21 protein-coding genes are annotated in these 24,642 nt (G+C 66.8%); 12 read left to right on the top strand and 9 right to left on the bottom strand.

Annotated elements, in window-relative coordinates:
* Positions 1–32: 32 nt before the first annotated feature.
* A complete protein-coding gene (locus CIW48_RS05615) occupies positions 33–515 on the bottom strand; it encodes an MSMEG_0572/Sll0783 family nitrogen starvation response protein (RefSeq protein ID WP_091777295.1) in 483 nt (160 codons plus the stop codon).
* Positions 516–875: 360 nt separating this feature from the next.
* Here CIW48_RS05615 and CIW48_RS05610 point away from each other — a divergent pair, with 360 nt between their 5' ends.
* The 3 genes from CIW48_RS05610 (at position 876) to CIW48_RS05595 (ending at position 5,655) form a co-directional block, all read left to right on the top strand.
* The gene (locus CIW48_RS05610; RefSeq protein ID WP_246695141.1) at positions 876–2,312 is read left to right on the top strand and encodes a PLP-dependent aminotransferase family protein; all 1,437 of its coding nucleotides are present in this window, start codon (positions 876–878) and stop codon (positions 2,310–2,312) included.
* Positions 2,313–2,789: 477 nt separating this feature from the next.
* Entirely contained in the window at positions 2,790–3,554 is a 765-nt protein-coding gene (locus CIW48_RS05605; protein ID WP_246695140.1) for a hypothetical protein, read from the top strand.
* A gap of 361 nt (positions 3,555–3,915) precedes the next feature.
* Positions 3,916–5,655: an omptin family outer membrane protease gene (locus CIW48_RS05595; protein ID WP_246695139.1), complete on the top strand. Its 1,740-nt coding sequence runs from the start codon at positions 3,916–3,918 to the stop codon at positions 5,653–5,655.
* On the opposite strand, the gene CIW48_RS33825 is transcribed toward CIW48_RS05595, so the two are convergent.
* Positions 5,649–6,221: an aldo/keto reductase gene (locus tag CIW48_RS33825; RefSeq protein WP_246695138.1), complete on the bottom strand. Its 573-nt coding sequence runs from the start codon at positions 6,219–6,221 to the stop codon at positions 5,649–5,651. The two genes, CIW48_RS05595 and CIW48_RS33825, sit on opposite strands and share 7 nt — an antisense overlap.
* Here CIW48_RS33825 and CIW48_RS33130 point away from each other — a divergent pair.
* Entirely contained in the window at positions 6,150–6,575 is a 426-nt protein-coding gene (locus tag CIW48_RS33130; RefSeq protein WP_246695137.1) for a LysR substrate-binding domain-containing protein, read from the top strand. The genes CIW48_RS33825 and CIW48_RS33130 overlap by 72 nt on opposite strands.
* Here CIW48_RS33130 and CIW48_RS05585 read toward each other — a convergent pair.
* A complete protein-coding gene (locus CIW48_RS05585; RefSeq protein WP_149309836.1) occupies positions 6,558–7,490 on the bottom strand; it encodes a LysR substrate-binding domain-containing protein in 933 nt (310 codons plus the stop codon). The two genes, CIW48_RS33130 and CIW48_RS05585, sit on opposite strands and share 18 nt — an antisense overlap.
* A gap of 44 nt (positions 7,491–7,534) precedes the next feature.
* Here CIW48_RS05585 and CIW48_RS05580 point away from each other — a divergent pair, with 44 nt between their 5' ends.
* On the top strand, positions 7,535–8,884 hold the full coding sequence (locus CIW48_RS05580) for a D-serine ammonia-lyase (protein ID WP_246695136.1): 1,350 nt from the start codon (positions 7,535–7,537) through the stop codon (positions 8,882–8,884).
* Positions 8,885–9,015: 131 nt separating this feature from the next.
* Positions 9,016–10,512: an amidase family protein gene (locus tag CIW48_RS05575; RefSeq protein ID WP_149309833.1), complete on the top strand. Its 1,497-nt coding sequence runs from the start codon at positions 9,016–9,018 to the stop codon at positions 10,510–10,512.
* Positions 10,513–10,555: 43 nt separating this feature from the next.
* Here the strand turns inward: CIW48_RS05575 and CIW48_RS05570 are convergent, their stop codons facing one another.
* Together CIW48_RS05570 and CIW48_RS05565 are read right to left on the bottom strand one after the other, a co-directional pair.
* On the bottom strand, positions 10,556–10,807 hold the full coding sequence (locus CIW48_RS05570) for a PilZ domain-containing protein (RefSeq protein ID WP_149309831.1): 252 nt from the start codon (positions 10,805–10,807) through the stop codon (positions 10,556–10,558).
* A 115-nt stretch (positions 10,808–10,922) separates the two neighbouring features.
* Positions 10,923–11,228, bottom strand: coding sequence for a hypothetical protein (locus CIW48_RS05565; protein ID WP_149309829.1), 306 nt, complete (start codon positions 11,226–11,228; stop codon positions 10,923–10,925).
* 348 nt (positions 11,229–11,576) lie between these two features.
* Between CIW48_RS05565 and CIW48_RS05560 the strand changes: the two genes are divergently transcribed.
* The 5 genes from CIW48_RS05560 to CIW48_RS05540 all read left to right on the top strand — a co-directional run bounded on the left by CIW48_RS05560 (position 11,577) and on the right by CIW48_RS05540 (position 19,012).
* Positions 11,577–11,975 (top strand): acetoacetate decarboxylase family protein, encoded by a 399-nt coding sequence (locus CIW48_RS05560; RefSeq protein ID WP_246695135.1) that lies wholly within the window; start codon positions 11,577–11,579, stop codon positions 11,973–11,975.
* Positions 11,976–12,111: 136 nt separating this feature from the next.
* Positions 12,112–14,220, top strand: a complete 2,109-nt coding sequence (locus CIW48_RS05555) for an ethylbenzene dehydrogenase-related protein (RefSeq protein WP_246695134.1) — start codon at positions 12,112–12,114, stop codon at positions 14,218–14,220.
* Between the two features lie 14 nt (positions 14,221–14,234).
* Positions 14,235–15,272, top strand: a complete 1,038-nt coding sequence (locus CIW48_RS05550) for a 2Fe-2S iron-sulfur cluster-binding protein (RefSeq protein WP_149309825.1) — start codon at positions 14,235–14,237, stop codon at positions 15,270–15,272.
* Positions 15,273–15,362: 90 nt separating this feature from the next.
* On the top strand, positions 15,363–16,157 hold the full coding sequence (locus CIW48_RS05545; RefSeq protein WP_246695133.1) for a substrate-binding domain-containing protein: 795 nt from the start codon (positions 15,363–15,365) through the stop codon (positions 16,155–16,157).
* A complete protein-coding gene (locus CIW48_RS05540; protein ID WP_149309821.1) occupies positions 16,154–19,012 on the top strand; it encodes an EAL domain-containing protein in 2,859 nt (952 codons plus the stop codon). Before CIW48_RS05545 ends, CIW48_RS05540 begins: the two co-directional genes overlap by 4 nt.
* A gap of 77 nt (positions 19,013–19,089) precedes the next feature.
* On the opposite strand, the gene CIW48_RS05535 is transcribed toward CIW48_RS05540, so the two are convergent.
* The 4 genes from CIW48_RS05535 to CIW48_RS05520 all read right to left on the bottom strand — a co-directional run bounded on the left by CIW48_RS05535 (position 19,090) and on the right by CIW48_RS05520 (position 24,110).
* On the bottom strand, positions 19,090–19,572 hold the full coding sequence (locus tag CIW48_RS05535; protein ID WP_149309819.1) for a DUF1203 domain-containing protein: 483 nt from the start codon (positions 19,570–19,572) through the stop codon (positions 19,090–19,092).
* A 109-nt stretch (positions 19,573–19,681) separates the two neighbouring features.
* Positions 19,682–20,737, bottom strand: a complete 1,056-nt coding sequence (locus CIW48_RS05530) for an adenylate/guanylate cyclase domain-containing protein (RefSeq protein ID WP_149309817.1) — start codon at positions 20,735–20,737, stop codon at positions 19,682–19,684.
* A gap of 36 nt (positions 20,738–20,773) precedes the next feature.
* On the bottom strand, positions 20,774–21,133 hold the full coding sequence (locus CIW48_RS05525; RefSeq protein ID WP_091777618.1) for a response regulator: 360 nt from the start codon (positions 21,131–21,133) through the stop codon (positions 20,774–20,776).
* A 49-nt stretch (positions 21,134–21,182) separates the two neighbouring features.
* On the bottom strand, positions 21,183–24,110 hold the full coding sequence (locus CIW48_RS05520; protein ID WP_149309815.1) for a response regulator: 2,928 nt from the start codon (positions 24,108–24,110) through the stop codon (positions 21,183–21,185).
* 290 nt (positions 24,111–24,400) lie between these two features.
* Between CIW48_RS05520 and CIW48_RS05515 the strand changes: the two genes are divergently transcribed.
* Positions 24,401–24,610, top strand: a complete 210-nt coding sequence (locus CIW48_RS05515) for a hypothetical protein (protein WP_091777616.1) — start codon at positions 24,401–24,403, stop codon at positions 24,608–24,610.
* Positions 24,611–24,642 lie beyond the last annotated feature (32 nt).

Here is a 24,642-nt window from a genome sequence, read left to right as displayed (position 1 = left end):
CCCGCGCGGCCGCCGGTGCGATGGCGCGGTCGTCAGACGGTCCAAGTGTCGATGATCACCGCGTTATCGCGCTTGTGCAGGAGAATGCAGTCGAGGACATCGAGAGGATTGATCATGCGGATCCCCTCGATGAAGGCCGCCTCTCCGTGGCCGTACAGGGCCTGGGTCGAAAACCGGCAGGCGTAGACCTTGCCGCCTTCGGCCATGAATTTCTCAAGCTGGTTATTGAAGTTGAGATGGCCGGGAAAGGCCTCGTCGCCGAGCCGCGGGAAGCCGCGCTGGACGCCCAGGGTGATGCCCGGGCCGTAGAGCAGGATCGAGGTTTCGAAGCCCTTGCGCTGCAGGCGCGTGGCCTGGAGCAGGTTGACGAGGCCGATCGAGCCCTCGAATGCGACGGTGTGAAAGGTGACGAGCGCCTTCTGGCCCGGTGCGGCCTTCACATCCTCAAAGACCTTCTCCTCGTAATCGACCAGAACGTCGCCTTTCTTGTGGGGTTCGCGGTTCACAGCAGGCATTGCACACGCTCCTCGATGGATTGGACCGCGGCAGGCGGAGCTGCGGGCGATCAGCACCAGGATTGGCAAGCCTCGTGCCAAGTCATCACAATCAATGCCACATGCAATGCGTGAGCGTGAGATGCATACAAATATACGATCAATCAATCTCGTGGTGCCGCGGAGATTCGGCATGGTTTGCTCATTCGCGCATCATGAAATGCGAGTGGTTCGACCATAGGGTCGGGTATACGCCACCGATATTTATACGCATTGCATGGATCACCGCTGCCAATCATGGCGATCTGTCCGCGGTATGGCACTTGCACGCCATACAATCGGTCGTTGATCGCATCTTCAGCTCGGGGCACGGAAAAGATGATGCCGACGGAACGGCGCGGACGATCCGGCTCCCATGCCGGCGCAGACGATCTCTGGAAGCCCGACCTCACGCGCTGGGGCCGGCCTCATTACCTCGCCATTGCGGACGCTCTGTCGGACGACATCCAGACCGGCCGCCTGATGCCGGGCATGCGCCTTCCGACGCAACGCGCACTTGCCCAGGTGCTCAACTTAAACTTCACGACCGTCTCCCGCGGCTATGTCGAAGCCCACAGGCGCGGCCTGGTCGAGGGACGCGTAGGCCAGGGCACCTTCGTGATCGATCCGATGGCCACGGCCCGTCTCGGCGGCCTCGCCCGACCGCAGCGCGTCGAGCCGGTCGACTTCACCATGAACCTGCCCCCGGAGCCCGACGCGCCGTCCCTGCGGGCCCGCATGCGGACGTCATTCGCCGAGCTGTCCGGCGACCTCGCCAGCCTGCTGCGCTACCAGGGCTTCGGCGGGACGGACGAAGACAAGGAGGCGGCGCTCCGCTGGCTGGGCGGCCGCGGCATCGTGGCAGCGCGGGAGCGGCTCTTGATCTGCCCGGGCGCGCACAGCGCGCTGTTCAGTATCCTGGGTCAGGTTGCTCAAGCCGGCGATACGATCTGCGCCAAGCGCATCACCTATCCGGGAATTCGGACGCTCGCCGCTCATCGGGGCCTGCGGCTCGTCGGCCTGCCAATGGACCGGCACGGCATCGACCCCGACGCTTTCGCGGCCGCCTGTACCAGAGCAGCTCCGAAAGCCATCTATCTGAATCCCTTGCTGCAGAACCCGACCACCGCGACCCTGTCCCACGCGCGTCGCCAAGCCATTATCGCGGTGGCGCGCCGCTACGCCGTGACCATCATCGAGGACGACGCCTACGCGCATATCTGCCCGACACCGCCGCCGAGCTTCGCCGAACTGGCCCCTGAGATCACCTACTACGTGGCCGGCGTCGCGAAGTGCCTGGGGGCGGGACTGCGCCTCGCCTTCCTGGTTGCCCCGAGTGCCCGGGCTTCCCTTCCGCTGGGCGATGCCTTGAGGGCGGCGACCGTCATGGCCTCGCCGATCTCGACGGCGCTGACGACGCGGTGGATCATGGACGGAACGGCGCACGCGATCGTGGATTCCGTTCGCCAGGAATCGGCCGCACGCCAGAGGATCGCGGCCTCGCTGCTTCCGCCAGAATCCTACAACGCGGACCCGCACGCCTTCCATGTCTGGATCACCCTGCCCGCCGGCTGGACGCGCTCCGCATTCGCCAGCCGGGGTCGGTCGGCGGGCCTCGGCGTCGTCGGCAGCGATCCGTTTTGCGTAGCCGGAACGCCGCCAGAGGCGGTCCGCCTGTGCCTCGGAGGTCCCTCGACCCGGCAGCAGATCACAAATGGTCTGGAGGTGCTCGCCCATGCTCTTGAAGGCTCACCGGCGCTCGCATCGACCTACATCTGACGGGCCCGTGGTGCCCCGGCCGCCTCGCGAGGATCGGCGAGCGCGGTCAAATGTGACCGCGCAGGTTGCACGGCGCCATCGACGGATCGAACCACTCTGGGCGATCGGTGTCGATCTCGACACGATCAGGCTGTGCGGGCCTCCCGCGATGTCCGGAGCGTCGTCGCGGTTGCCGAGGAACCGCCGCCCTCGGTGGGTGAGATGAGCCGGCCGGTCGGCCACGCCGCACCGGCGCGGTTGTCGAGGGCTTGAGCGGGCAAGCCGTGCGGTTCGGCGACGGCGTGCCCAAGATCCGGACCATCGCGACCGGAAAAGTGGGTTCATGATGAGCCCATTGCTTTGGCTCGGGGCGATTGCCCGTGATAGCGAAGCTCCGGTTCCGAAACCGGCCCTGGCCGGCGACGCGATGTACGGGAAACGACCTTGGCAGCGATATGGCTGACGGCCCTGATCCGGGCGCTGACCTCGGGAACCGTCGTGGTGTTCGCCTCGGTGCTTGCCGAATGGCTTGGGCCGGTGTGGGGCGCGCTCATCGTCAGCCTGCCGGTTTCCGCCGGCCCGGCCTATGTTTTTATGGCGCTGGAACACGATGCCGCCTTCGTCGCGGGAGCGGCCCTCAATGGCTTCGCGGCAAATGCGGCAACGGGCCTGTTCCTGATCGTCTATGCCCATCGGGCGGCCGGTCGGGACCGAACCGCCACCCTCGTCCCCGCGATACTGGCGTGGCTTACAGCCGCCATCCCGATCTCGGCCGTCGCATGGACTCCGCTGACGGCTTTGTTGCTCAATGCCGTCGTTTACGGAGCCGGCGCCTTCTCGACCCGGCACGTGGTCCGCGCGACCCTCGTTCGGAGCGCCGTCATCGTGAGGCCGCGCCCGTTGGATCTCCTCGCGCGCGCGACGATCGTAGCATTGTTCGTGTCGGCCCTCCTGGCTCTGAGTTCGGCCCTTGGGCCAGCCAGAACCGGGGTAATCGCCGCCTATCCGGTTACGATGACGAGCGCCTTTGTCATCCTGCACCGCCGCATCGGCGGGGTGGCGATGGCGCGGTTGTCGAGCGTCGCGATCCGGGGGGTGTTCGGATTCGGCCTGACGTTGCTGACTCTGCACCTGATGGTTCAACCCTTCGGCGCCGCCATCGCTCTGACGACAGCCCTTCTCGTCTCATTGATCTATTCGGCCGGGCTCCTCGTACTGCAGCCCCGTCCCGTTCGGCAGGAACCGAGCATCATTACGCGCTGACAGGTCCCGCTCCCCAGCAACGATGATCGGCGCCATACCATTCAGAGACCAACGATCGAGAAACGCGCGACGCTCACCGGCATCCTGTTCGTGTCGCGCTCAGGCCGACCGTGGGAGATGCGGCCATCCAAGAACGCGCTGGATGCGTGAATGGCGGGCGACAGGCATGTGAACCCCACTGCATCAGAGGCTGCTGAGCGCCTGCAGGCAGCGCCGGTAAAGCGGCCCTGGACTGCGGCGTAGATCAGCAACCGGCAACCGATCGCCTGTGCGGAGCGTCCAGCTGTTAGCGCAATATCAACCTTAATCGGATCTGAATGGCTGCGTCTGACAACACGCTCATTCGCGGATAGGATCAGTAGTGCGTCGTCTGGTTTTAATTGCTGGCTGTATCGGATCAGTCGGGTCGGTTGCTGCACGGGCCGCAGATCTGCCGCTGCCCTTGCCGATCGCCACGATGCCGGTTCCGATTTTCAACTGGACGGGACCCTATAGCGGCCTCTTCGCCGGATATGGCCATCTGGGCAACACGTCGCACTCGTCCTGCACGGGGCCCGGGGGCGACGTGGGCGACCGGGGATGTCCGGTTGCCGGCACAAGCCGCGCGCCCGACGATGCCTTCATTGCGGGTTCCGAAATCGGATATAACAGACAACTGGATTTCGGATCCGGGTTGGTGATCGGCGGCGTCGTCGATTACCAATTCACGCGCCTGCGCAACTACGGCCTCAAAGACGGCGACTTTCCCGCGGTCGGCGGTGGGGACTACGCGTTCAGCATCGCGCATGCAGGCCAGCGGCTCGACTACCTGACGACGGTCCGCGGGAAAGTCGGCGTCGCAGCGGACAGGATCTTCGTCTACGCGACCGCGGGCCTCGCCGCCGGGAACGTCCGCGTCGATACGAACACGAACATATCGGGTGCATTCACCTTCGATGGCCGGAAAGGCGAGCTTCGCACTGGCTACGTCGCCGGTGCCGGTATCGAATACGCCTTCAGCCAGCGCCTCTCCGCCAAAATAGAGGGTCTGTATTACGATCTGGGAGAGCGGATCGTCCGCAGTCCCGAGTCCTACGGGTCCGTGCCCGGCTACTTGGTCGGCACGCGCGTGGCGACCAACGGCTTCCTGACGCGCGTGGGCCTCAACTACAAGCTCGGAGATGGTTTGCCGTTCCTGCCGTCGGTCGAGGACACCGAACCCGGATCGGTGGCGCCGGGCATTTGGAGCTTCGAAGCGGGTGTTCGATACTTCTACAGCTCCGGGACTCACCGCTATACGCTCGGTTCCAACGTCGTGCCCGCGCAGGTCAACTCGCGCCTGACCTACAAGAATTATGACGCCCATGCGGGCGAAAGCTTCGCGCGGCTCGACCACAATCCGACAGGTCTCTTCGTGAAGGGCCTTCTCGGATCCGGCGGCGTGATGCGCGGCCGGCTGAATGACGAGGACTTCCCGCCGGCCGAGAGCCCCTATTCGAACACCTTGTCGCGGATCAAGGACGGCGACATCGGCTACGCGGCCATCGATGCCGGCATGAACTTTTTCATCCGCGACAACGTGAAGGTCGGTGGCTTTGTTGGCTACCAGTACTTTTCGGAATTGATCAACGGCTTCGGATGTCGCCAAGTGGGTGGTGGAAATATCTGCGCGGGGTCCGATAGCGTCGGTGAAAACGCCAAGGGTCTGACGGAGACGGCGCGGTGGAATGCCATGCGGGTCGGCCTGATCGGCGAGGTGCGCTTCGACCGCTTGAAGTTCAGCCTCGAAGGCGCCTACCTGCCGGTCGTGGCGATGGACGGGGTCGACCGTCATTGGTGGCGGCCGGACATCAATCCGCTGCCCCAGCGCGGGTCGGGTCACGGCTACTTCGTCGAGGGGATCGTCTCGTACGACGTGACCCCGTCCATGAGCGTCGGCATCGGTGGGCGCTACTGGCGGATGGAGGCCAACCCGGGCCGGACCCAGTTCCCGACGGTTCCGCAGAGCCCTACCAAGTTCGAGACCGATCGCTACGGCGGCTTCGCCCAGGTCTCCTACAAGTTGTCGGATCTCGGGTTCGGGGCACCCGCGCCTCAGCCGGTACTGCAGCGTAGCTACTGAAGGCGTCGAAGACCCCGGCGACGCCGCGGCGGCCCTCGAGGCGGCGTCGCGGCACTACCGAGATCGGTGCCTTGGCCCACTCGTCTGTGCGGGGCAGCCCTCGGCTGCGGAGGCCCGATTTTGGGGAGGACGCTCACGCTCGGCCAGAAAACCTTCGCGGTGTTCCGCCGAACCGGTGGCCAGACGTGGCGTGCATTCGTGGTCAAGCTCGACGAGTGGACCGTGCAAAGCACCGTCACCGCCGCCAACATCGATCCAGGCGCCTGCACGGTGTCGCTGACCACGCCTGGACCTGCCGATCGCCGAAGATCGATGCGGTCGGCAGCGCGAACATGAAGTACGGATTGAGCCTCGGCGGTTCGGCTGCCCCGTCCGACCGGCCTTGCTGCTTGGGCGGCGATGTTCTGCTCCAGCTGCTCCGGGCGGCTCGCCCTCACGAGGACTGACGCGACGCCGGAACGTCGCGCGACCCAGGCCAGTGCCACCCGTGCCATTTGCCGGCCGAGTTCCCCGGCGACCGCGCGCAGGGTCTCGACGACCGCGAAATTCTCCTCGATGAACGGCATGCCGCCGAACGGATTATCGCGATTGCGCCAACTGTCGCTTCCGCACCGAGCCACGTTGCTGGCCCGGTGCTGCGGGACGCGGCGATGGCGGGTGCCGGCGCGGCCCTGCTCTCGCACTCCCTCGTCGGGCCCGACGTCGCGGCCGGCCGGCTGACCTGCGGGGGTTGGCTTGAGGGACCACCGACGGAGCTGTGGGCGCTCCACACCTCCCGGCGGCTGGTCAGTCCCAAAGTAATGGCCCTCGTGGCGCATCTGGCGACGGAGTCGGCCACGAACGGCGTTCATCCGTCCACGACGAACGGTTCGGTGACGGCACCTGCGAGCGTCATGCCCGTTTCAGATTGGCTGGGATGAGCCGGGCTGCCGAAGCATGCTCTCGCCGAGCCATTGAACGAAGGCCGCGGCGGGACCCGTCGGCGGCAGAGCGCGGACGAGCACGTAATATCGAAGTCCGGTCATCACGGCATCGCCGCAGGCTGGAACGAGGCGACCGTCGACACGATAGGGCGCGACGATCAGCGATCGTCCCAGCGCTATGCCGGAGCCGCCGAGCGAGGCCCGCAGCGCCAGCTGGGCGAGGTTGAAGTAGAGATTCTGGATCCGGCCGTTCCACGGCACCCCATGGATCTGCATCCAGCGATCCCACTCGTCGGAGGACGTCGCCGCAGCCTCCCACGGTGACGCGTCGTGAAGCAGGACGACGGTACCGTCAGCGCTCGCCCTCGACGCATCTCGGTAAGCGGGGGCGCAGACCGGGTAGACCGGCTCGGGATGGTCGAAGACGACAGTCGCACCGGAAGGCGGCTCCGGACCGTAGCGGATCGCCACGTCGATCCCGGAGGAGGTCATGTGTGCCGGATCCAGGTCGTGGGTCTCCCCGAAGACGGCGATGTCGATGCCGGGATGCGTGTCACTAAAGACTTTCAGCCGGGGGGCCAGCCATTCTGAAGCGAGGGACGGAATGCAGCTGATCCTCAGGGATTCCCGCCCTGCGCGCCGCTCCGCCCGGAGCAGAACCGCGCTCATGCCGTCGTATCCGGCGCGCGCGGCCGCGAACAGGTCGTGACCCTCTGCAGTCAGGCGGATCTCACGGGCACCCCGCACCAGCAGCGGGTAACCCAGACGCTGCTCAAGTCGCTGGATTCGCTGAGTGACTGCGCTCTGCGTCACCGCGAGACGGTCTCCTGCCTTGGCGAAGCCGCCCGCCTCGACCAGGGCGCGGAAGAAGAACAGGTCGCCAGCCAGACGCGCATCAAGCCTTACGGACATACAGAACGATAAGCGGTCCTAATATTTAACGCCAGAGAATATAATTGGCCGCGCGCCATCCCTTCGCGCAGGTTCGACGCGGACGAACCGATCGTGATCAGAAGCGCCTGGCGACCATCGAGATGCAGACCAAGCTTCCGGGCGATCGGATTCCTGAAGCGGTGAAGCGCGCCAGTCCCACGATCTGGAAGAACCCCGCTCTGGCCGATAGCGCGTCGGTTCTGCCGAGCCTCGCAATTGGCCGATCCGAGGTCGATGGCGCGGTCGCGCGATGGCAGCGGTTCGCACCGCTCCTGGCCCGCCTCTTCCCCGAACACGGCGCGGGCCGGATCGACTCGCCGCTCATCCCACTGGCGGAGGAACTGTCCAGAGCCATCCTGGCTGGAAACCGCGGTCAGCTCTTCGTGAAGGGAGACCACGCGCTTCCGGTGACGGGCTGCATCAAGGCACGCGGCGGAGTTTACGAGGTCCTGGCCTTCGCCGAGGAACTCGCAATGCGGGCCGAGATACTCGGCGAGGGTCGGTCCTATGCGGCGTTCGCGGACCCTGAGTTCCGTGACCTGTTCGCCCGTCATGTCATTGCGGTCGGCAGCACCGGCAATCTCGGCTTTAGCGTCGGCCTGATGGGGCGGGCGCTCGGCTTCGAGGTCGAAATCCACATGTCGCACGACGCCAGGGCCTGGAAGAAGCAGCGCCTGCGTGAACTCGGCGCCCGCGTGGTCGAGCATCGCGGCGATTACGGGGCGGCGGTGGCGGCGGCGCGCAGTGCTTTTTCAGGACGCAGCGACGCGCACTTCGTTGACGATGAGGATTCCGTCGACCTGTTCCTCGGCTATGCAACCGCCGCCCTCGACTTGAAGCGGCAGCTTGCGGAGAACGGGCTCACAGTGGGTCCGGCGCACCCCCTGTTCGTTTACCTTCCCTGCGGTGTCGGTGGAGCGCCGGGTGGCGTTGCATTCGGGCTGAAGCTCCTGTTCGGTGACGCCGTGCATCCGGTCTTCGTCGAGCCCGTGGCGTCTCCGTGCATGCTGGTCCAACTCGCGGCGGGCCTCGACCAGTCGGTCAGCGTCTACGATGTCGGCCTCGACAATCGCACGGCGGCGGACGGGCTGGCCTGTGCATCCGCCTCCATGCTCGTCGCCCGGACCCTCGAGAAGCTGATCCGGGCTGTGGTCACGGTGCCGGACGACGCGCTGTACCGATGGCTCAAGGTGCTCTGGACGGACGCGGGCATCCGCCTGGAGCCCTCAGCGGCGGCAGGCTTCGCGGCCGCGGGGCGCTTCGTCGCAACCCTCTCCGCCGAGGCGCAGGCAGGGGCCACCCATGTGATCTGGACCACCGGCGGCGCGCATCTCCCGGCCGAGGAATTCGAAGCCGCACTCGCCCGCGGATGAAGTGCTCGCCGTCGCCGCCGCGATCCTGGTGGCACTGACCATACGCGGCCAAATCCCCCGACCCGTGCCGCAGGCAGCCCGAGCCGGTAAGACCGATCAAGCCGCGTTCCGAACGTCAGGGATATCTCAGCATGGCCGATCTTTGCGACCTGTCCGCGGTGGAACTCCGCCGCCTCATCGGCCGGGGCGACATCTCCCCCGTGGAACTGCTGGATTCATGCCTCGACCGGATCGCCCGGATTAATCCCGCCGTGAACGCAGTGGTCGCCCTCGACATCGACCGGGCGCAGGAGGCGGCCCTGCGTGCGGAGGTGGCCGTCCGCCAGGGCGAGCCACTCGGCGCGCTTCACGGGATACCGGTCGGCATCAAGGATACCGAGGATACGGCCGGGCTACGCACGACCTACGGCAGTCCGATCCATGCCGACAACGTCCCGGCCCGGGACCTCGGCGTCGTAGCGCGCCTGCGCGGCGCGGGCGCCATCGTGCTGGCCAAGACGAACACCCCCGAATTCGCCGCGGGTGCGAATACGCGCAATGTCGTCTACGGGGCCACCGGCAATGCCTTCGATCCGACGCTCTCCGCGGCGGGTTCGTCCGGCGGCTCTGCGGTAGCGCTCGCCTGCGGGATGGTCCCGCTCGCGTCCGGCTCGGATACCGGGGGGTCGCTGCGCAATCCGGCGGCCTATGCGGGCATCGTCGGCATGCGACCGTCCTCTGGCCTCGTTCCAAACGAACGGCGCGGGCTCGGCTGGGCCAATCTCCCGGTGAACGGGCCGATGGCCCGGACCGTCGGCGATGCCGCACTGATGCTGGGTGCCATGGCCGACGACGACCCGCGCGATCCCCTGGCCTATACCCTGCCCGGCGAGCCCGTGCGTGGCCGCGCGGAGCGCTACGAGCCGCCCCATCCGCTCGACCTCGGCGAACTCCGCGTCGCATTCACGGAGGATCTCGGCTTCGCGCCGACGGAGCAGCACGTCCGACGGGTGTTCCGCAGGCGCGTCGCGGCGCTGTCGCCGCTCTTCGCCGCCGCCGAGACGGCGACGCCGGATTGCACGGGGGCCGATGAGGCCTTCGCGATCCTGCGGGCCGCGCAGTTCCTTGCCCTCCACCTGGACAATTACCGCGTCCGGCCGCAGCAGCTCGGACCCAATGTCCGCACGAATGTCGAGGAGGGCCTCGGCTACACGCTCGCCGACTATGCCCAGGCGGCGCGCATCCAGACCGCGATCTACCGGAGCTTCGTCGGCTTCTTCGCGCGCTATGACCTGCTGATCAGCCCGACCATCACACTCTCTCCGCGCCCGTGGAGCGAGCTGTATCCGACGGAGATCGACGGGGTCGCTACCCGTTCGTACTTCCACTGGCTGGCGCTCGCCTACGGCGTGACGCTCGCCGGCCATCCGGTGATCAGCCTGCCGCTCGGCGTCGACGAGGCCGGACTTCCCTTCGGCGTGCAGGTCGTGGCCCGGCGCGGCGGCGATGCCGTCCTGCTCGCGGCGGCCGCCGCTATCGAAGCGCATTGCGCCCGTTCGCCGGACCTGATGCGTCCGATCCCCGATCTCGACGGTCTGGCCAACAGGAATCCGATCGCGCAGAGCCTCGGATTCCTCGATCGCGGCTGATCGGACCTGCGACCTTGCCAGAGCCGCCGGCAGGAGCCGGCGGTCACTCCATCAGATCGGTCAGCGCCCCGATCTCGTCGGCGTTCTTCCAGACCGTCTCGCAGCCGATCACCGTTTCGGTGGCGTCGATCGTCAGCGTGAACACGGAGGGGACTCGGTCGGTGCCCACGAGCCTCAGGCGAACGCCCCATCGCGACATATCGTGCACCATGCACGGAATGGCGGGATGACCGGCCGCCGAGATGCGCCCGCTCAGGTTGACCGATACGCGCCGGGCGTTCCGCTGATTATCCATGAGGACTCCGCCCTAAAGCGCATCAGCATAGGAGATCACGGATCAATAAGCCGTTCACGGATTGAGCCCAATTGCGTGCAGCAATCGCACGGTCGGCCATTCAGGCGTCTCTGGGCTACCGGGCGGGAAGCCATCGGGAGACGAAGTGCAGAGGCCGGGTCGTACCGGCACCATCGCGGCTATCCAAAATCGGTTCGGCGTCCGGAATGAGGGACGCGATCAGACGGAGCAAGTCTTCGCGCTCCTCGCCGGTGAAGAGGACCAGAAAGGACCCGAGGTCCAACTGGACTTCGGGGGCGTCGTTGCCGGGATGATGCAGAACATGGGGTCGCCCGGTTTGCAGGTCGCGCGTCAGCGACCAGCGGTCGCCGCCTGCACCGACATGAAATTCCGGAGCGATCCGTGGTGCCTGTTCAATCATCACTCCACCGGCACTTGGTCAGATACGCAATGTCGGTTCAATAGAATGCTGTTTCGAGGCGAGACATAACCTGGCTCAGGAATCTACAATACCGGGGGTCTGGAAAGGCCGAGACACAGGCGGGACCTCCTCGTTGCGTTGAGCCGGGCTTCCGTGAGCGGGCGTCGCACTGAGGCGGCCGTTTCGGATATTGGATAGCTGTCCGAAGTCGCGAGGGGAGGCCCGACATGGGTCAGCGGCCCGGCGATCGTTGCCAGCTATAAGGGACCGCCCTGCAATTTCTCGGTGCAGATGTATCTCGACGATGAGCCGCCGATCACGGCCGGGTGAGGGATCTGAGGCTTTCCGATGAAGCATGGAATCCCGCGGCTAGCCCTGAAGAAGGACACGCTGATCGGAACACTGCACTACGATGACGAGCGCGTCGCCATGGGCACGATGACGTACAGGCATCGCAGCCCGGAGGGCCGCCTCGACGCGCTGCAAGAGGGTATCGGTCACCTCAATGTCATTCTGAAACTGATCCCCGACGTCGATGGCACGCCGAAGGCCGCTCAGCTCGTCGGTTACCGCCTCCGGGACGTGGTCATGCGCGGCGCCTGGGAAGGCGACACCAGGCTTCACCTCATTCCGGATGTCAATTGCCGGGTGGCCGACCTTCCGGTGCGCCGGATCAGGCGTGGCCGGCTTCAGATCGTCGATTTCGCGCTGCCTCAAGGCGAAGTGCTTCACGATTATCTGGCCTGATCGCCATCGGCCCGGCGGAGTCGGATGGTGCTGCCGGGCGGCTCGCCAGCGGCCGCCCCAACGGTCGGCTCGCGAGACGCGCGAAGTGCTCGGAAGTATCCGCTCGCTCTCTGGCGGAGCGGAACGCTGAAGAGCCGTGAGGAAATCGTACCGCGCCCTGCCAATTGATTGGAAGCAGGATCGGATCGCTCGCTCGGCCGTCGAACAGCAGGATTGCGGTTCGGACGACCTGCGAGACGAAGCTCTGGGCCGACAAGCTGTCCGCCCTGCTCAAATTCGCGACGGCACCGACGGTTTCCGAGCAGCGCAATGCCACGCGAAACCATCCCTTCAGCGCTCGCGGAATGCCCCGTTAAGCATATTCGCGGAGAATTCTAGATTGCAAAGCTCGGCTATATCGCGCGGCCGGCAACATGCTTTACAAACTTCTAACGTGGCGCATCCAATTTGCGGCGATGATGCGGAGGATCGAATGTCGGAACCGCTGACCCTCTCACCGCATCCGCCGGGCGGTGCCGAAGCAGCCTCGGGTTGGCGCGCCACACCGACAGCACAGACCGACCGACATCCCCGCTCCGATACCGGAACGATCCTCATTCACTGGATCGTTGCCGTTGCGATGATCGCGAGCCTGGTCACGGGTCTGCGCATCTCCGCCGACGCCCCTGTTGCGCGGACCGCGAAATTCCTGGCGCCGTTTCTTCCGCAGGGGGAAGTCTGGACCGTCCATTTCGTCGCCGGGCTCACGCTGTTCTTCGGAATCACCGCCTATCTCGTCTACCTCGTGCGCGGGCGTCTCATGGATCGCAACGGTCTGTCGCGCCTGCGCGCCCTGCGCGTCAGCGGTCGGACGAAGGCGGCGCGAAAGGCGCGGTGGGGCGGCATCAACGTCGCGCTGCACTGGCTCATCTACGCCGTCACGCTCATCCTGACGGGCACCGGCGTCGCGCTTTATCTCGGCTACGGAGGCTGGGTGGTCTGGCTGCACGCCACCTGCGCGCTGGTGGCCCTCGGCTACATCGCGGTCCATACCCTCGCACACTTCATGTATGGCGGGCTGTGGCAGCTCCTGCGGCTGTTCCGCCCCGCTGCCCTGACGGACGGCGCCGCGCGGCGCCGACGGCCTCTGCTGGCGGCCGCGATCATCGGTCTCCCGGTCGTTGGCGGCTTGGCCTTCGCGGATGTGAAAGGCCGCTCCACGCTTGTCGTCGACAAGGTGTCGGCCGGGCCCGATCTCAAGAAGCTCCTCGAAGACCCAGTCTGGCGCACCGCCCGGCCGGTGTCGGTCCGGACGATGCAGGGCGCCAATTTCGGCGGTACCGGTGAGACCACCGTCGAGATCCGTGCCGTACGCGACGACGCGAATGTCTACTTCGCCTTCCGCTGGTGGGACCCGTCGCGCTCGCTGAAGCGCGTCCCGATGGTCAAGAAGGCGGACGGCTGGCACCTCCTCGACGCGAACGCGGCGCGCGCGGACGTGACCGGCTATTACGAGGACAAGCTCGCGGTAATCTTCTCACGCTCCGACGCGTTCGGCAGCGGCGGCGCGACCCATCTCGGCGCCCGCCCCCTCCCCGACGCCCCCGCGCCGCTGAACGGCCGCGGCTACCACTACACCACCGACGGCAGCTACATCGACATGTGGCAGTGGAAGGCGGCCCGCGGCGGCATGCTTGGCGTTGTCGAGGACATGCACATCGGGCCGCCCACCGAGCCGACCGCCGCCGAGCGGATGGTGAAGGGCCGCTACCAAGCGGGCTACTGGGGCGACCCTGGCACGAGCATGTACCGTTACAATTTCCGGTTCGAGGGCCCCGGCGGCTACGAGGGCGCCGTCGAGCCGCTGCGGCTACCCAAGGACTGGCGCGCGACGGTGGCGAAGCTCGGCACCGTGGACCTCGCCTTCGATGCGAGCACCGCGCCGGGTTCGACGTGGTGGATGGTCGAAAAGAGTGAGACGGTACCGTATTCCGCTACGGCCGACGCAGAGATACCGGTCGGCACGGTCATGCCGGGCGTGCTCATCACCGATGGCTATACGGGCGATCGCGCCGGCATCTCGGCGGCGGCCGACTGGGCGGATGACCACTGGACGCTGGTGGCATCGCGCAAGATCGCGACCGGCAGCAAGTACGATGTCGATTTCCTGCCCGGGAACCTGTTCTACTTGTACGTCTCGGCCTTCGACCATACGCAGACGCGCCATACGCGACACATGCGGCCGGTCGAAGTCCTTCTGCGCTGAGGCGGGAGCGCGGCATGGCCGATCACGTCAACCTCGTTATCAACGGCCGGCGCATCAGCGCCAGCGCCGGACAGACCCTGCTCGATGCGGGTCTGGCGGCCGGGCGCGCCATCCCGCACGACTGCGCCACCGGCCAGTGCGACACCTGTCGCGTCCGGATCCATTCCGGCGCGGTGGATGAGGCCGGCACACGCATCGGCGACACCGTTCAGGCGTGCCGGGCGCGCCTGACCGTCGACACCGTCATCGAATTCGACGAGGTTCCCGACGTCGTCCGGCGTGCCGGTACCGTAGACACAATCATCGATCTCACTGCCGAGATCGTCGAGGTCACGGTGGCGTTGCGCAAGCGGCTCACCTATCTCCCTGGGCAGTATGTCCGGGTCTCCTTCGCCGGACTGCCGGCACGGGACTACAGCCCGACGCTGCGTTCGGACGGTTCCGGCGAACTGAACGAGCTGATCTTTCAGGTCCGCCGACAGCCCGGCGGCGCGGTGTCGCCGCATCTCGGGGAACGGATCGGACCGGGAACGGCGGTGAAGGTCGAGGGCCCGTTCGGGAGCGCCTTTCACCGGCTCGGGCGCGGGCGCCTCGTCATCGTCTCCTCCGGCGTCGGCTGGGCACCGGCCTGGGCGGTCGCCCGGGCGAGCCGCCTGCGTGAGCCGGAGCGCGACCTGCTCGTCGTCGCCGGCGCACGCCACCCGCAGAACCTCTACATGCGTCCGGCTTTGGATTGGCTGCGCGACCGCGGCGCGGCGACGATCCTGACCTGCAGCGGCAGCAACCCGCCCTCGGACGCCCGGGCCGGGCGTCCGACTCTCCATATGCCGATGCTCACGCGGGACGACACCGTTCTCGCGGCCGGCGCGCCAGAGATGGTCGCGGCAGTCCAGTTTCTGGCGGCGGCTTCCGGTGCCACCTGCTACGCCGATCCGTTCTACGCGGCAGACCGCAGTCCGACCGGGAGCCAACCGTCCGACACGAACTTCTTCCAGCGCTTCCTGCAGCGCGTGTCGGGTCATCGAACCGCCAAAACGGAACCTGTCGCCTAGCAGATCGTCAACCAAACCTTCAGGTCAAGGTATCCGGTGACGTCGAGTTAAGCATTCGAGTCGCATTCTGCGGCAATGATACCGCTATTCGTGAATTTCCGAAGCGTCATCGCAGGCGGCTTCGTCCTCCTCGCGCACGTGGCCGGCGCCCGGTCCGAGGATCTGCCGATCGTCGGAACGGGCGACGGGATCGAGATGCTCCAGGCAATTGCGGCCGCTTATAATGCCGAGGCCGGCGACGCTCGCGTATCGGTCCCGCCGAGCATCGGCTCGGGCGGTGCCGTGGCGGCCGTGGGCGGCGAGCGTCAGAAGCTCGGTCGGGTGGCGCGTCCGCTCTCCGAGGCGGAGAAGGCGCAGGGCCTCGTGGAGGTACCGCTGGCGCGCATTCCCTCGGCGATCTTCGTCCATCGTGGTGTCGGCGTCCGGAGCCTGACGAGCGCGCAGGTGGCGGCGATCTTCGCGGGCACGATCGACAATTGGACCGCGCTCGGCGGACCGGATCTCAAGATCCGGGTGGTTCGGCGCGAGGAGTCGGATAGCACCCTGTCGGTGCTCCGGGCGACCATGCCGGGATGGCGCGACCTCGCCCTGACCAGCCGCTCGAAGACTGCGACCACCACCCAGGACGCGATCGCGACGGTGCGGGAAACGCCGGGCGCGATCGGCTTCGGCCCTTATTCTCCCGCGCTCGCGGGCGATCTGGAGGTCCTGGCGATCGACGGAAGGGCGCCGCGTGATCCGGCCTATCCCAGCGCCGTGACCCTCGCGTTGATCTACAAGGCCTCTACGCGGGATGCGGCGGCGTCCGCTTTCCTGGCCTTCGCGACCTCCGATCGCGCCGGGCAGGTGATGGCGGAGCGGGGTGCTGCCCCGCTCAGGCCGTGACCGGGACCGTTTTCTCGCGATCCCTGCGCGCGCGCCTCGTAGGCGCCACGCTTTCGACGGCCGCCATCGCGCTCGCCGCCCTGGTCTTCCTCGTGGTTCTCCGCTCGGGACAGACCTTGCGCGACCAGGCCCAGGAAGTCTCGACCTGGTCCGAGGCCCAGCTTTCCGACCGTCTCTTCAGCGATGCCAAGCTTGCCGCCGCCCGGCTCCAGATGCAGCGCGAGGACGTGGAGCGGCGCTTCGCCACCATGGCGGAGCGCTGGGACGTGGCCAAGGCCGTGTTCTCCGGCAACACGGTCGCGGCCTCGGAACTCATGAGGCCAGCCCTCACGCTCGCCGATCTCGATGGCGCGATCGCCTTCGACATCAATCTGCGTGCCCTGACTGCAGACCGCGTCGAGGCGGATCTCCTCGCCGCCAATGCGGCCTTAGAAACGACGCCCATCGCCGCAGCCCTGCGTGCCGTGATGGCCCGGAACGATCGGGAGCACCCGACCGGGTTCGCCATGTCCGTGCGCTGGAATGACGGCCTCTCGAAAGCCCTCGCCGCCGAAGAATCCGGTGCGGTGGCCGATGTCTTCGGCCGGCCCGTGTTCGACGATTTCGGCGAGGTAATCGGCGGACTCGTCGGCTATCGTGTGCTGCGGCGGCACGAGCCGCTGATGACGGCCTTCGCATCGCTGAGCGGACGCGACGTTTTCATCCTGGCGGGGCAGAACCTCCTCTCCTCGGCTGGCGCCGACAGCGCCGTCCAGCTCGGGAGCACGTCGCGGGCGGAACTGCACACCGTCATTGGTGCCGAGAAGGTCGCCCGCTGCATTCCTCAGGTGCCTGATATCCGCCTCTGCGTCGCGGCGCCGTTGCGGGAGCTGCAACAGCTGACCGGCAAGGTCGTCGGCATCGGCGAGGAAAGCTCCCGGTCACTCCTCAGGACGCTCAGCGTCGCCGCTTGCCTCACGCTGTGCCTCGTCGCCGTAGTCCTCCTCATCTTGTCGAACCGGATCACGCGTCCGCTCGTGCGCGTCACCCAGATCGTGTCCGAAGTGGCACGTGGGAATTGGCAGGTCAGCGTGCCCGACATCGATCGCGCGGACGAGGTCGGCGACATCGCCCGCGCCGTCGTCGTGCTCGAACATTCCCTTTCCGAGCGCGATCAGCTGCGCGACGATGTCTTCCGGCAGAACACGATTCTGACGGATCGGGAGCGACAGCTTCAGGAGCAGAACGAGCGCTTCGATGCGGCCCTGAACAACATGTCCCAGGGCCTGTGCATGTTCGGCTTCCATGGCCGCCTGAAGGTCTTCAACGCGCAATTCTGCCGGATCTACGGGATCGCGCGGGACGAGCTGGAGGCAGAACCGACGCATGCTGAGGTCCGCCGGCTCGCCGGTCTCGCGGATTGGTCGAGCGCCGAGGGTGGCCCGGTCCGCCGGACCCTGACGAAGACCCTCGCGGACGACCGGTGCGTCGAGATCACCGTCGAGCCGATGGCGGATGGTGGCTGGGTGGAAACGCACGAGGACGTCACCGCGAGCGTCACCGCCCAGGCCCGCATCACCCATCTGGCCACCCACGATGCCCTGACAGGCCTGTCGAATCGCATCCTGCTCGCGGACCGCCTCGCGGCGGCCTTCGCGGATTATGCGGGCGAAGGCCGTGCATTCACCGTGATCTGCCTCGACCTCGATGACTTCAAAGGCATCAACGACACCCTCGGCCACCCGGCGGGCGACGAATTGCTCCGGCAGGTCGGCCGGCGCCTGACCACCCTGTGCCCGCCCGGCGGCACGATCGCGCGGCTTGGTGGCGACGAATTCGCCATCATCCTGTTCGAGGCCGATCTGCCGAAGGGTGTCCTCGCCCTGGCGGAGGAGATCCTGGTCCAGCTCAGGCGCCCGTTCCTTCTCGCGGGCCAGTTCGTGTCCGTCGACGGGAGTCTCGGAATCGCCGTCTCCTCCGCAGAGGATGCCGACGGCGACGATCTCCTGCGCCGCGCGGACGTTGCCCTCTACGCCGCCAAGGCCGATGGCGGACGGCGCGTCCGCGTCTTCGAGCCGGAGATGGAGGAACGGCAGAACCAGCGGCGTTGGCTGGAGCGTGAGCTGCGGCTGGCGATCAGAGACGAGCAGATCGAGCTGCACTATCAGCCGCTGTTCGACCTGACGACGAACGCGGTGACGAGCTTCGAGGCCCTGGCCCGCTGGCATCACCCTGAGCGGGGGATGATCTCGCCCGGCGAGTTCATTCCCGTCGCCGAGGCGACGGGACTGATCGATGCCCTCGGCGCCTACGTGCTCAAACTGGCCTGCTCGGACGCCCTGACTTGGCCCGGAAACCTGCGTGTCGCCGTCAACATCTCGCCGATCCAGTTCCGTGAAGGCAACCTCGACCAATTCGTCGAGGAGATTCTGCGCACGACCCGGTTGCCGAGCCACCGCCTGGAGCTCGAGATCACGGAATCGGTGATCCTGAGCCAGGATCAGGCGAGCCTGGACATGCTGAGCCGATTGCGCCGGCTTGGCGTGCGGTTCTCGATGGACGATTTCGGAACCGGATACTCGTCGCTCAGTTCGCTGAACACGTTCCGCTTCGACAAGATCAAGCTGGATCAGTCGTTCGTCCGAAATCTCCTGGAGACCGACGAGGCCGCCGCCATCGTCCACGTCGTGGCCGAACTCGGCCGCATCCTGAAGATCACGACGACCGCCGAGGGCGTCGAGACGCCGGAGCAGCTTGCTCGGCTGCGGGCGAGCGGATTCTCGGAAGTTCAGGGTTATCTACTGAGCAAGCCGATCCCGGCCGCCGCCGTGGTCGCCTTCCTCAACGCGCAGGAGACGCTCCACGCCGCGGCCTGAGGATCGGCCTCCGGCAGGCCCGACCGCACGAATAGCCGGTGGGGTATTCCGAAGCTCGCAGTTGGGAAGTGCTGCCCTCAGTCTGCCACGCGCTCCACATGCGTCAGCAGGCAGCCGGGCCGGGCCGTGTGGATGTTGACGAAGCGCGTGCGCGGATCGCCGAGCGCCCGCTGAAGTGGATCCACGACATCGCGGCCGGAACAGACCTGTCCGAGATCGTAGAGACATTGGTCGTCGGTATCGTAGGCGCGGATCGATACCAGCGGATTGGCACGAACGATCGGAGCGACCACGTCCACCGTTTCACTGCGCGGGCAGTCCGTCTCGTGCAGGAAGATCGGACTCGGGGTCCAGTAGATGCCGAGCGGCTGCGGCAGATCGTACGATCCCAGCAGCATCATCTCCCCGGGCTCCGCGAGCCGCAGACAATGTCTGCAGGGAAACTGGCCACCTGCCGTCGCCTCGATCCGCCGGATGCCGTTGCCGCGATCATCCGTGCCGGTTCGACGGAAGCGATCGGTGGTCTCCGTCGCGATCGGAACGCATCGAAATCTGGTCATCCGGGCACCTCCTGGACGTGCCCTAAGGCGTGCACCGGAACGCCGCATCCCGCTTCTTGCTGTGCAATCCGAACAGCCGCCGGCAGCCGCGCCGCGCGGCCGGCGGCGTTCACGTGGGGGCCGGATCGCCGGGCCCGAGCGCGTGGCAATAGACCTCGACCGCGCCCTTGCCCTTGAGCGTCACCGCACCGATTGGCTTGACGTCTCGCTGATCCGGCAGGCGCTGGAACGCCTCGCGCGACAGGTGCAGCGCACAGCCGTCGCCGAGGCCCGCGAGCCGTGCGGCGACGTTCACGGTATCGCCCCACAGGTCGAAGGTGAACTTGGTCCGGCCCACGATCCCGCCGACGACCGGTCCGATATGGATACCGCCGCGGATCCGCCAGCCCGGCGCGCCATCGGCCGCGATCGCGACCATGTCGGCCGCGCAACGGATCGCGGCGGAGACCGGATCGGCGTGGGGCCGCAGCAGGTTGGCCGTGGCCATGAAAGCGTCGCCGATCGTCTTGATGTTCTCAAGGCCCCGCGCCTGCGCGACGACCTCGAAGGCTTCCGCCAGGCGCTGGATCTCCGCGACGACGACGTCCGGGCCCTGGTCGTGGCACCACGTGGTGAAACCGACGAGATCGATGAACAGCACGGCGACGTCGCCGAACAGGCGCGGTTTGACCTGACCGGTCTCCATCAGCTCCGTCACCGCTGAGACCGGCAGGATGGCGTGCAGGAGTTCGTCGGCGCGCTTTCGCTCGCGCTCGATGGTGCGCAGATGCGCGACCTCGCGGTCATGCGCCCGCTTCCGCTCGAGGCAGGACCGAACGCGGGCCTCCAGGATTACCGGCTCGAAGGGCTTGGGCAGGTAGTCGAAGGCGCCGAGTTCGATGCACCGGACGATGCTGCCGATCTCCATCAGCGCGGAGATCATCACGACTGGCGTATGGCGCCAGACCTCGTGGGCTTTCATCCGCTCGAGCACGGCGTAGCCGTCCAGAGCCGGCATCATCACGTCGAGGAGGACGAGGTCGAACGGCTCCTCGCCTAGCCGATCGAGGGCGGCCCGCCCATTGGCCGCTCGCACGCTCGTGTGGCCGAGGAGTTCCAGCTCCTGTTCCAGCAGATCGAGGTTGAACGGCTCATCGTCGACGATCAGGATGCGGGCTGGCTCCACGGGTCCTCCCCTTCCTGGCGCGAGGCGAGCGCACGCTCAACCGAGCCAGTGCTGCAGCTTGGCGAAGAGCAGATCCTCGTCGACGGGCTTGGTCATGAAGTCGTCGCAGCCGGCTGCCCGTGCGCGATCCTCGTCGCCGGTCATCGCGTTGGCGGTGATCGCCATGACGGGAATAGCGGCGGTGGGCGGGTTGGCCTTGATGCGGCGCGTCGCCTCCCAGCCGTCAAGGAGCGGCAGCGACAGGTCCATCAGGATGAGATCGGGCCGATGCGCAACCGCCATCTCCACGCCGGCGGCGCCGTCGACCGCGATCAGGATCTCGTACTCGTCTTCGAGCAACTGCGTGAGGAGATCGCGATTAAGCGCGACATCCTCGACGATGAGGATCCGCTTCATGGCCTGATCCCGGACCGTGCGGACTGCAGCGTGCGGTTCTTGCGCGACATCATCGGCCACCGTCGGCCGTCTCGCGTTCCAGGACCGGCAGCACGCGGCGAACCTCGCGGACCAGGGCCGCCCGGTCGAGCCCGCTCTTGTCGATCAATCCAAGCACGCGGTCCCGCAGCATGCCGCGCTCCGCCGAATCCAGGGACGCGGCGGTCAGGACCACCACGGGAATGTCCCGGGCGGAGGGATCCGCCTGAAGGGCGTCCAGGAAGGCGAGGCCGTCCATCCGCGGCATGAGCAGATCGAGCAAGATGACGCTCGGGCGGGCCTGCGCGATGCGCTCCAGGCCGGCGGCCCCGTCTGCCACCCAATCGACGGTGCAATGCTCTGAGTCCAGCAGCTGGCGGACGAGGTCGGGCACGTTGGGGTCGTCGTCGATCACGAGGACGCGCTCATTGTCGGGCGCGATCCGCGCGAGCGCACCGATCAGGGCCTCCCGCTCGAAGGGCTTCACGATGTAGTCGGTCGCCCCGAGCCGGAAGCCGAGTTCCTTCTGGTCGACGATCGAGATCAGCACGACCGGGATGTCGCGGGTCTGCGGATCGGTCTTGAGCGCGTGCAGCACCTGCCAGCCGTCGGTGCCGGGCATCATGATGTCGAGGGTGATCGCCCGCGGCTGAAGCTCCCGCGCCTTGACGAGCCCGTCCTGTCCGCTCGCCGCGCCGATGACGGTGTAGCCGGCATCGGCGAGGTTCTCCTGCAGCAAGTAGACGACGTTGGGATCGTCGTCGATCGCGAGCACGACTTTGGCGCCCGAGCGCGGTGTGGTGACGACTGAAGGCGCCGGCTTCGGGATCGCCGGGACCTCCGAAGCGCCGGCGATCCGCGGCGGGATCGTGAGGGTGAAGGTCGAGCCCTCCCCCTCCCGACTCTCGACCCCGATCCGGCCGCCGAGCAGGCGGGCGAGCCGGTGGCTGATCGCCAGGCCGAGCCCGGTACCGCTGTGGGACCGGGTCGCGCTGTTGTCGACTTGATGAAACTCCTCGAAGATCGCGCTTAAGGCATCCGCCGGAATGCCGATGCCGGTGTCCGTCACGGCAAATTCGACCGCCTCGCCGACGGATCTGACGCGCAGCGTGACCGATCCGGCTTCAGTGAACTTGATGGCGTTGCTGAGCAGGTTGATCAGGATCTGCCGAAGCTTCTCCTCGTCCGTGCGGAGCACGGTGGGCGGATCGCGGACGTCCCGGACGAGGCGCACCCCCTCGTCCTTGACCAAGGGTTCAACGGTCCGAAGGCACAGGTCGAGAACCGGCTCCAGGGCGAAGTCGGACGGCTTTACCTCCATGCGCCCGGCTTCGACCTTGGCGAGATCGAGGATGCTGTTGATCAGCGAGAGCAGGTGCTCGGAACTCGCCAGGATCTTCTCGAGATTCTCGAACTGCTTGAGCGGCAGGACGTCCTTGGCCCGCCGCATCACCAGCCGGGTGAAGCCGATGATCGCGTTGAGCGGCGTCCGCAACTCGTGGCTCATGTTGGCGAGGAAGCTGCTCTTCGCGCGACTCGCATCCTCGGCGGCTTCCTTGGCCTGACGCAGGCTCTCCTCGGCCTGCTTGCGCTCGATTACGCGGCCGAGCTGGGCGCCGATGTTGGTCATCACCCGGAGCAGCGAGGCGTCCGGCGGAGGCGCCTCGCGGGCGAAGAATTCCAGCACTGCCACGACTTCGCGCCCGACCGTCACGGGGAAGCAGAAGCCGGCCCGGATCCCGTCCTGCGCCGCCGCTGGGGCGCGCGGGTCCGCGGCGAGCGACGGGTCGCCGAGGCTCCATTCCGGCGCGCCCGAGAGGAGCACTCGGCCGGCGAGGCCTGCGCCCGCGCCGAGCCGCGTTGCGACAGTCGCGGTCTGGAAACGCGCGTAATCCGCGGCTGCGTCGCAGTGCCAGATACCGGTCGGAAGAAGCGTGCGCGTCCCGTCCTGGGCCAGCAGATGGGCGTGGCCGAGGGGCCAGCCGGCATGCTGCGCGACGCGTTCGATGCAGAAGCGCAGGGCGTCCTCCACCGTTGGCGCCTCGTTGGCGGCCGCGGCCGCCGCCTGAAGCAGCTCGACGAAGGCCGTTTGGGTCTGCAGCGCCAGCTCGGCTTCCTTGCGCTCGGTGATGTCACTCCATGACTCGACCACTTCGACGGGCTGCCCGTTCGAGTCGCGCAGCAGGCGCTGTTCGTCCCGGACCCAGCGATAGCGGCCGTTCGCGTGCAGGAATCGGTACTCGATGACGTTGTGCCCCTGCGCGAGCAGGTGCGGAAACTCGGCCAGGACCCGCTCCTGGTCTTCGGGATGGAGCCGCTCCAGCCAGAATTCCGGCCCAGCCAGATAATCGCTCGGCTCGTAGCCGAGGAGATCGCGCACGTTCTCGCTGATGAAGGTCGGCGCATTCCGGCCGCCAACCTCGAAACTGCAGATCATCGACGGGGACGCGGTCAGCAGATACGTCAGCCGGCCCTGCGTCGCCTTGAGCACCTGCTCGGCGCGCTTGATCTCGGTCACGTCTGTGTAGACCGCGACGACGCCGCCGTCGTTGGTCTTACGCTCGTTGACCTGGACCCAGCGGCCGTCGACGCGCTGCTGGAGAAGCGGCCCACGCGGCGCGCGATAATGAGCAAGCCGCTCCGCAAGCCACGCCTCCACCGTCATCCCTGCCGCGCGGACGATGCAGGTTTCAACGACGGCTCGGGCGATGGCTTCGAAGGTCACTCCCGGAGCGATGATCGCGGCCAGGCCCGGATGGAAATCCTGAAAGTGCCGGTTGCAGAGAACGAGTCGCTCGTCCGGATCGAATAGCGCGAAGCCCTCCGAGCTGCTTTCAATGGCCTCGATGAGCTTCTGCTTTGCGACCCCGCTCTCATCCAGCAGACTGGCACTTCGTATGTCAGCGCGGTGGTCGGTGTTGCGCGTCTCGAAGGGTGATGCGGCCGGCGTGTGGGACATACCTCGGACCACTCCGACAGCAGTGCTTCGATGACCTCGCGGCCTGCCATGCGAGCCGCACATGCGCGATGTCCGAAGCAACGCAATTCATTATTGGGCACCGTTACATGGACCAATTTCCGGATCAAGCTGTACGAGAATTGCCGTCCCATCCCCGTCGAGGATTTGCCGGCGCAGGGCCCCGCCCCGACACATCCTCGTCGTTCCGCCTCGAACGCATCGGTGCCATGCCGCGATGAGACGTGGCGCCGCGCACGGAAAGTGTATCTTCCGTGAAAACGGAGGAAATGATGGCTTACAAAATCACTTTTCGTCGGGGAAAGCGCGAGAGCTTCACCAAGCTCTGGCCGTGTGACCTGGAAGCTGCGACGGCCTACGCCCTGGCGCAGTTGCCCATCCAGAAGCGCGAGAACGGCGCGACATCGGTGAGCGTTATTTGCGAGCGGACCGGTGAGGTCGTGTTCAGCTCGACTGAGCAGCCCGAGCCCGCGAGCGCGTAGGGCAACACCCGGCCGCACCGCGACCGGGAGCG

This window comes from Methylobacterium sp. P1-11, from assembly GCF_008329595.1.
Classification (GTDB): domain Bacteria; phylum Pseudomonadota; class Alphaproteobacteria; order Rhizobiales; family Beijerinckiaceae; genus Methylobacterium.
This window is presented reverse-complemented; position numbering and strand designations above follow the sequence as displayed.

Bases quoted from the DNA above. Each gene is read 5' to 3' on its own strand.
- CIW48_RS05610 (WP_246695141.1), top strand. From the start codon at position 876: ATGCCGACGGAACGGCGCGGACGATCCGGCTCCCATGCCGGCGCAGAC.
- CIW48_RS33825 (WP_246695138.1), bottom strand. From the start codon at position 6,221: ATGCCGTTCATCGAGGAGAATTTCGCGGTCGTCGAGACCCTGCGCGCG.
- CIW48_RS05525 (WP_091777618.1), bottom strand. From the start codon at position 21,133: ATGAAGCGGATCCTCATCGTCGAGGATGTCGCGCTTAATCGCGATCTC.
- CIW48_RS05570 (WP_149309831.1), bottom strand. From the start codon at position 10,807: ATGGATAATCAGCGGAACGCCCGGCGCGTATCGGTCAACCTGAGCGGG.
- CIW48_RS05585 (WP_149309836.1), bottom strand. From the start codon at position 7,490: ATGTCCGTAAGGCTTGATGCGCGTCTGGCTGGCGACCTGTTCTTCTTC.
- CIW48_RS05565 (WP_149309829.1), bottom strand. From the start codon at position 11,228: ATGATTGAACAGGCACCACGGATCGCTCCGGAATTTCATGTCGGTGCA.
- CIW48_RS05535 (WP_149309819.1), bottom strand. From the start codon at position 19,572: ATGACCAGATTTCGATGCGTTCCGATCGCGACGGAGACCACCGATCGC.
- CIW48_RS05520 (WP_149309815.1), bottom strand. From the start codon at position 24,110: ATGTCCCACACGCCGGCCGCATCACCCTTCGAGACGCGCAACACCGAC.
- CIW48_RS05615 (WP_091777295.1), bottom strand. From the start codon at position 515: ATGCCTGCTGTGAACCGCGAACCCCACAAGAAAGGCGACGTTCTGGTC.
- CIW48_RS05560 (WP_246695135.1), top strand. From the start codon at position 11,577: ATGAAGCATGGAATCCCGCGGCTAGCCCTGAAGAAGGACACGCTGATC.
- CIW48_RS05550 (WP_149309825.1), top strand. From the start codon at position 14,235: ATGGCCGATCACGTCAACCTCGTTATCAACGGCCGGCGCATCAGCGCC.
- CIW48_RS05515 (WP_091777616.1), top strand. From the start codon at position 24,401: ATGGCTTACAAAATCACTTTTCGTCGGGGAAAGCGCGAGAGCTTCACC.
- CIW48_RS05575 (WP_149309833.1), top strand. From the start codon at position 9,016: ATGGCCGATCTTTGCGACCTGTCCGCGGTGGAACTCCGCCGCCTCATC.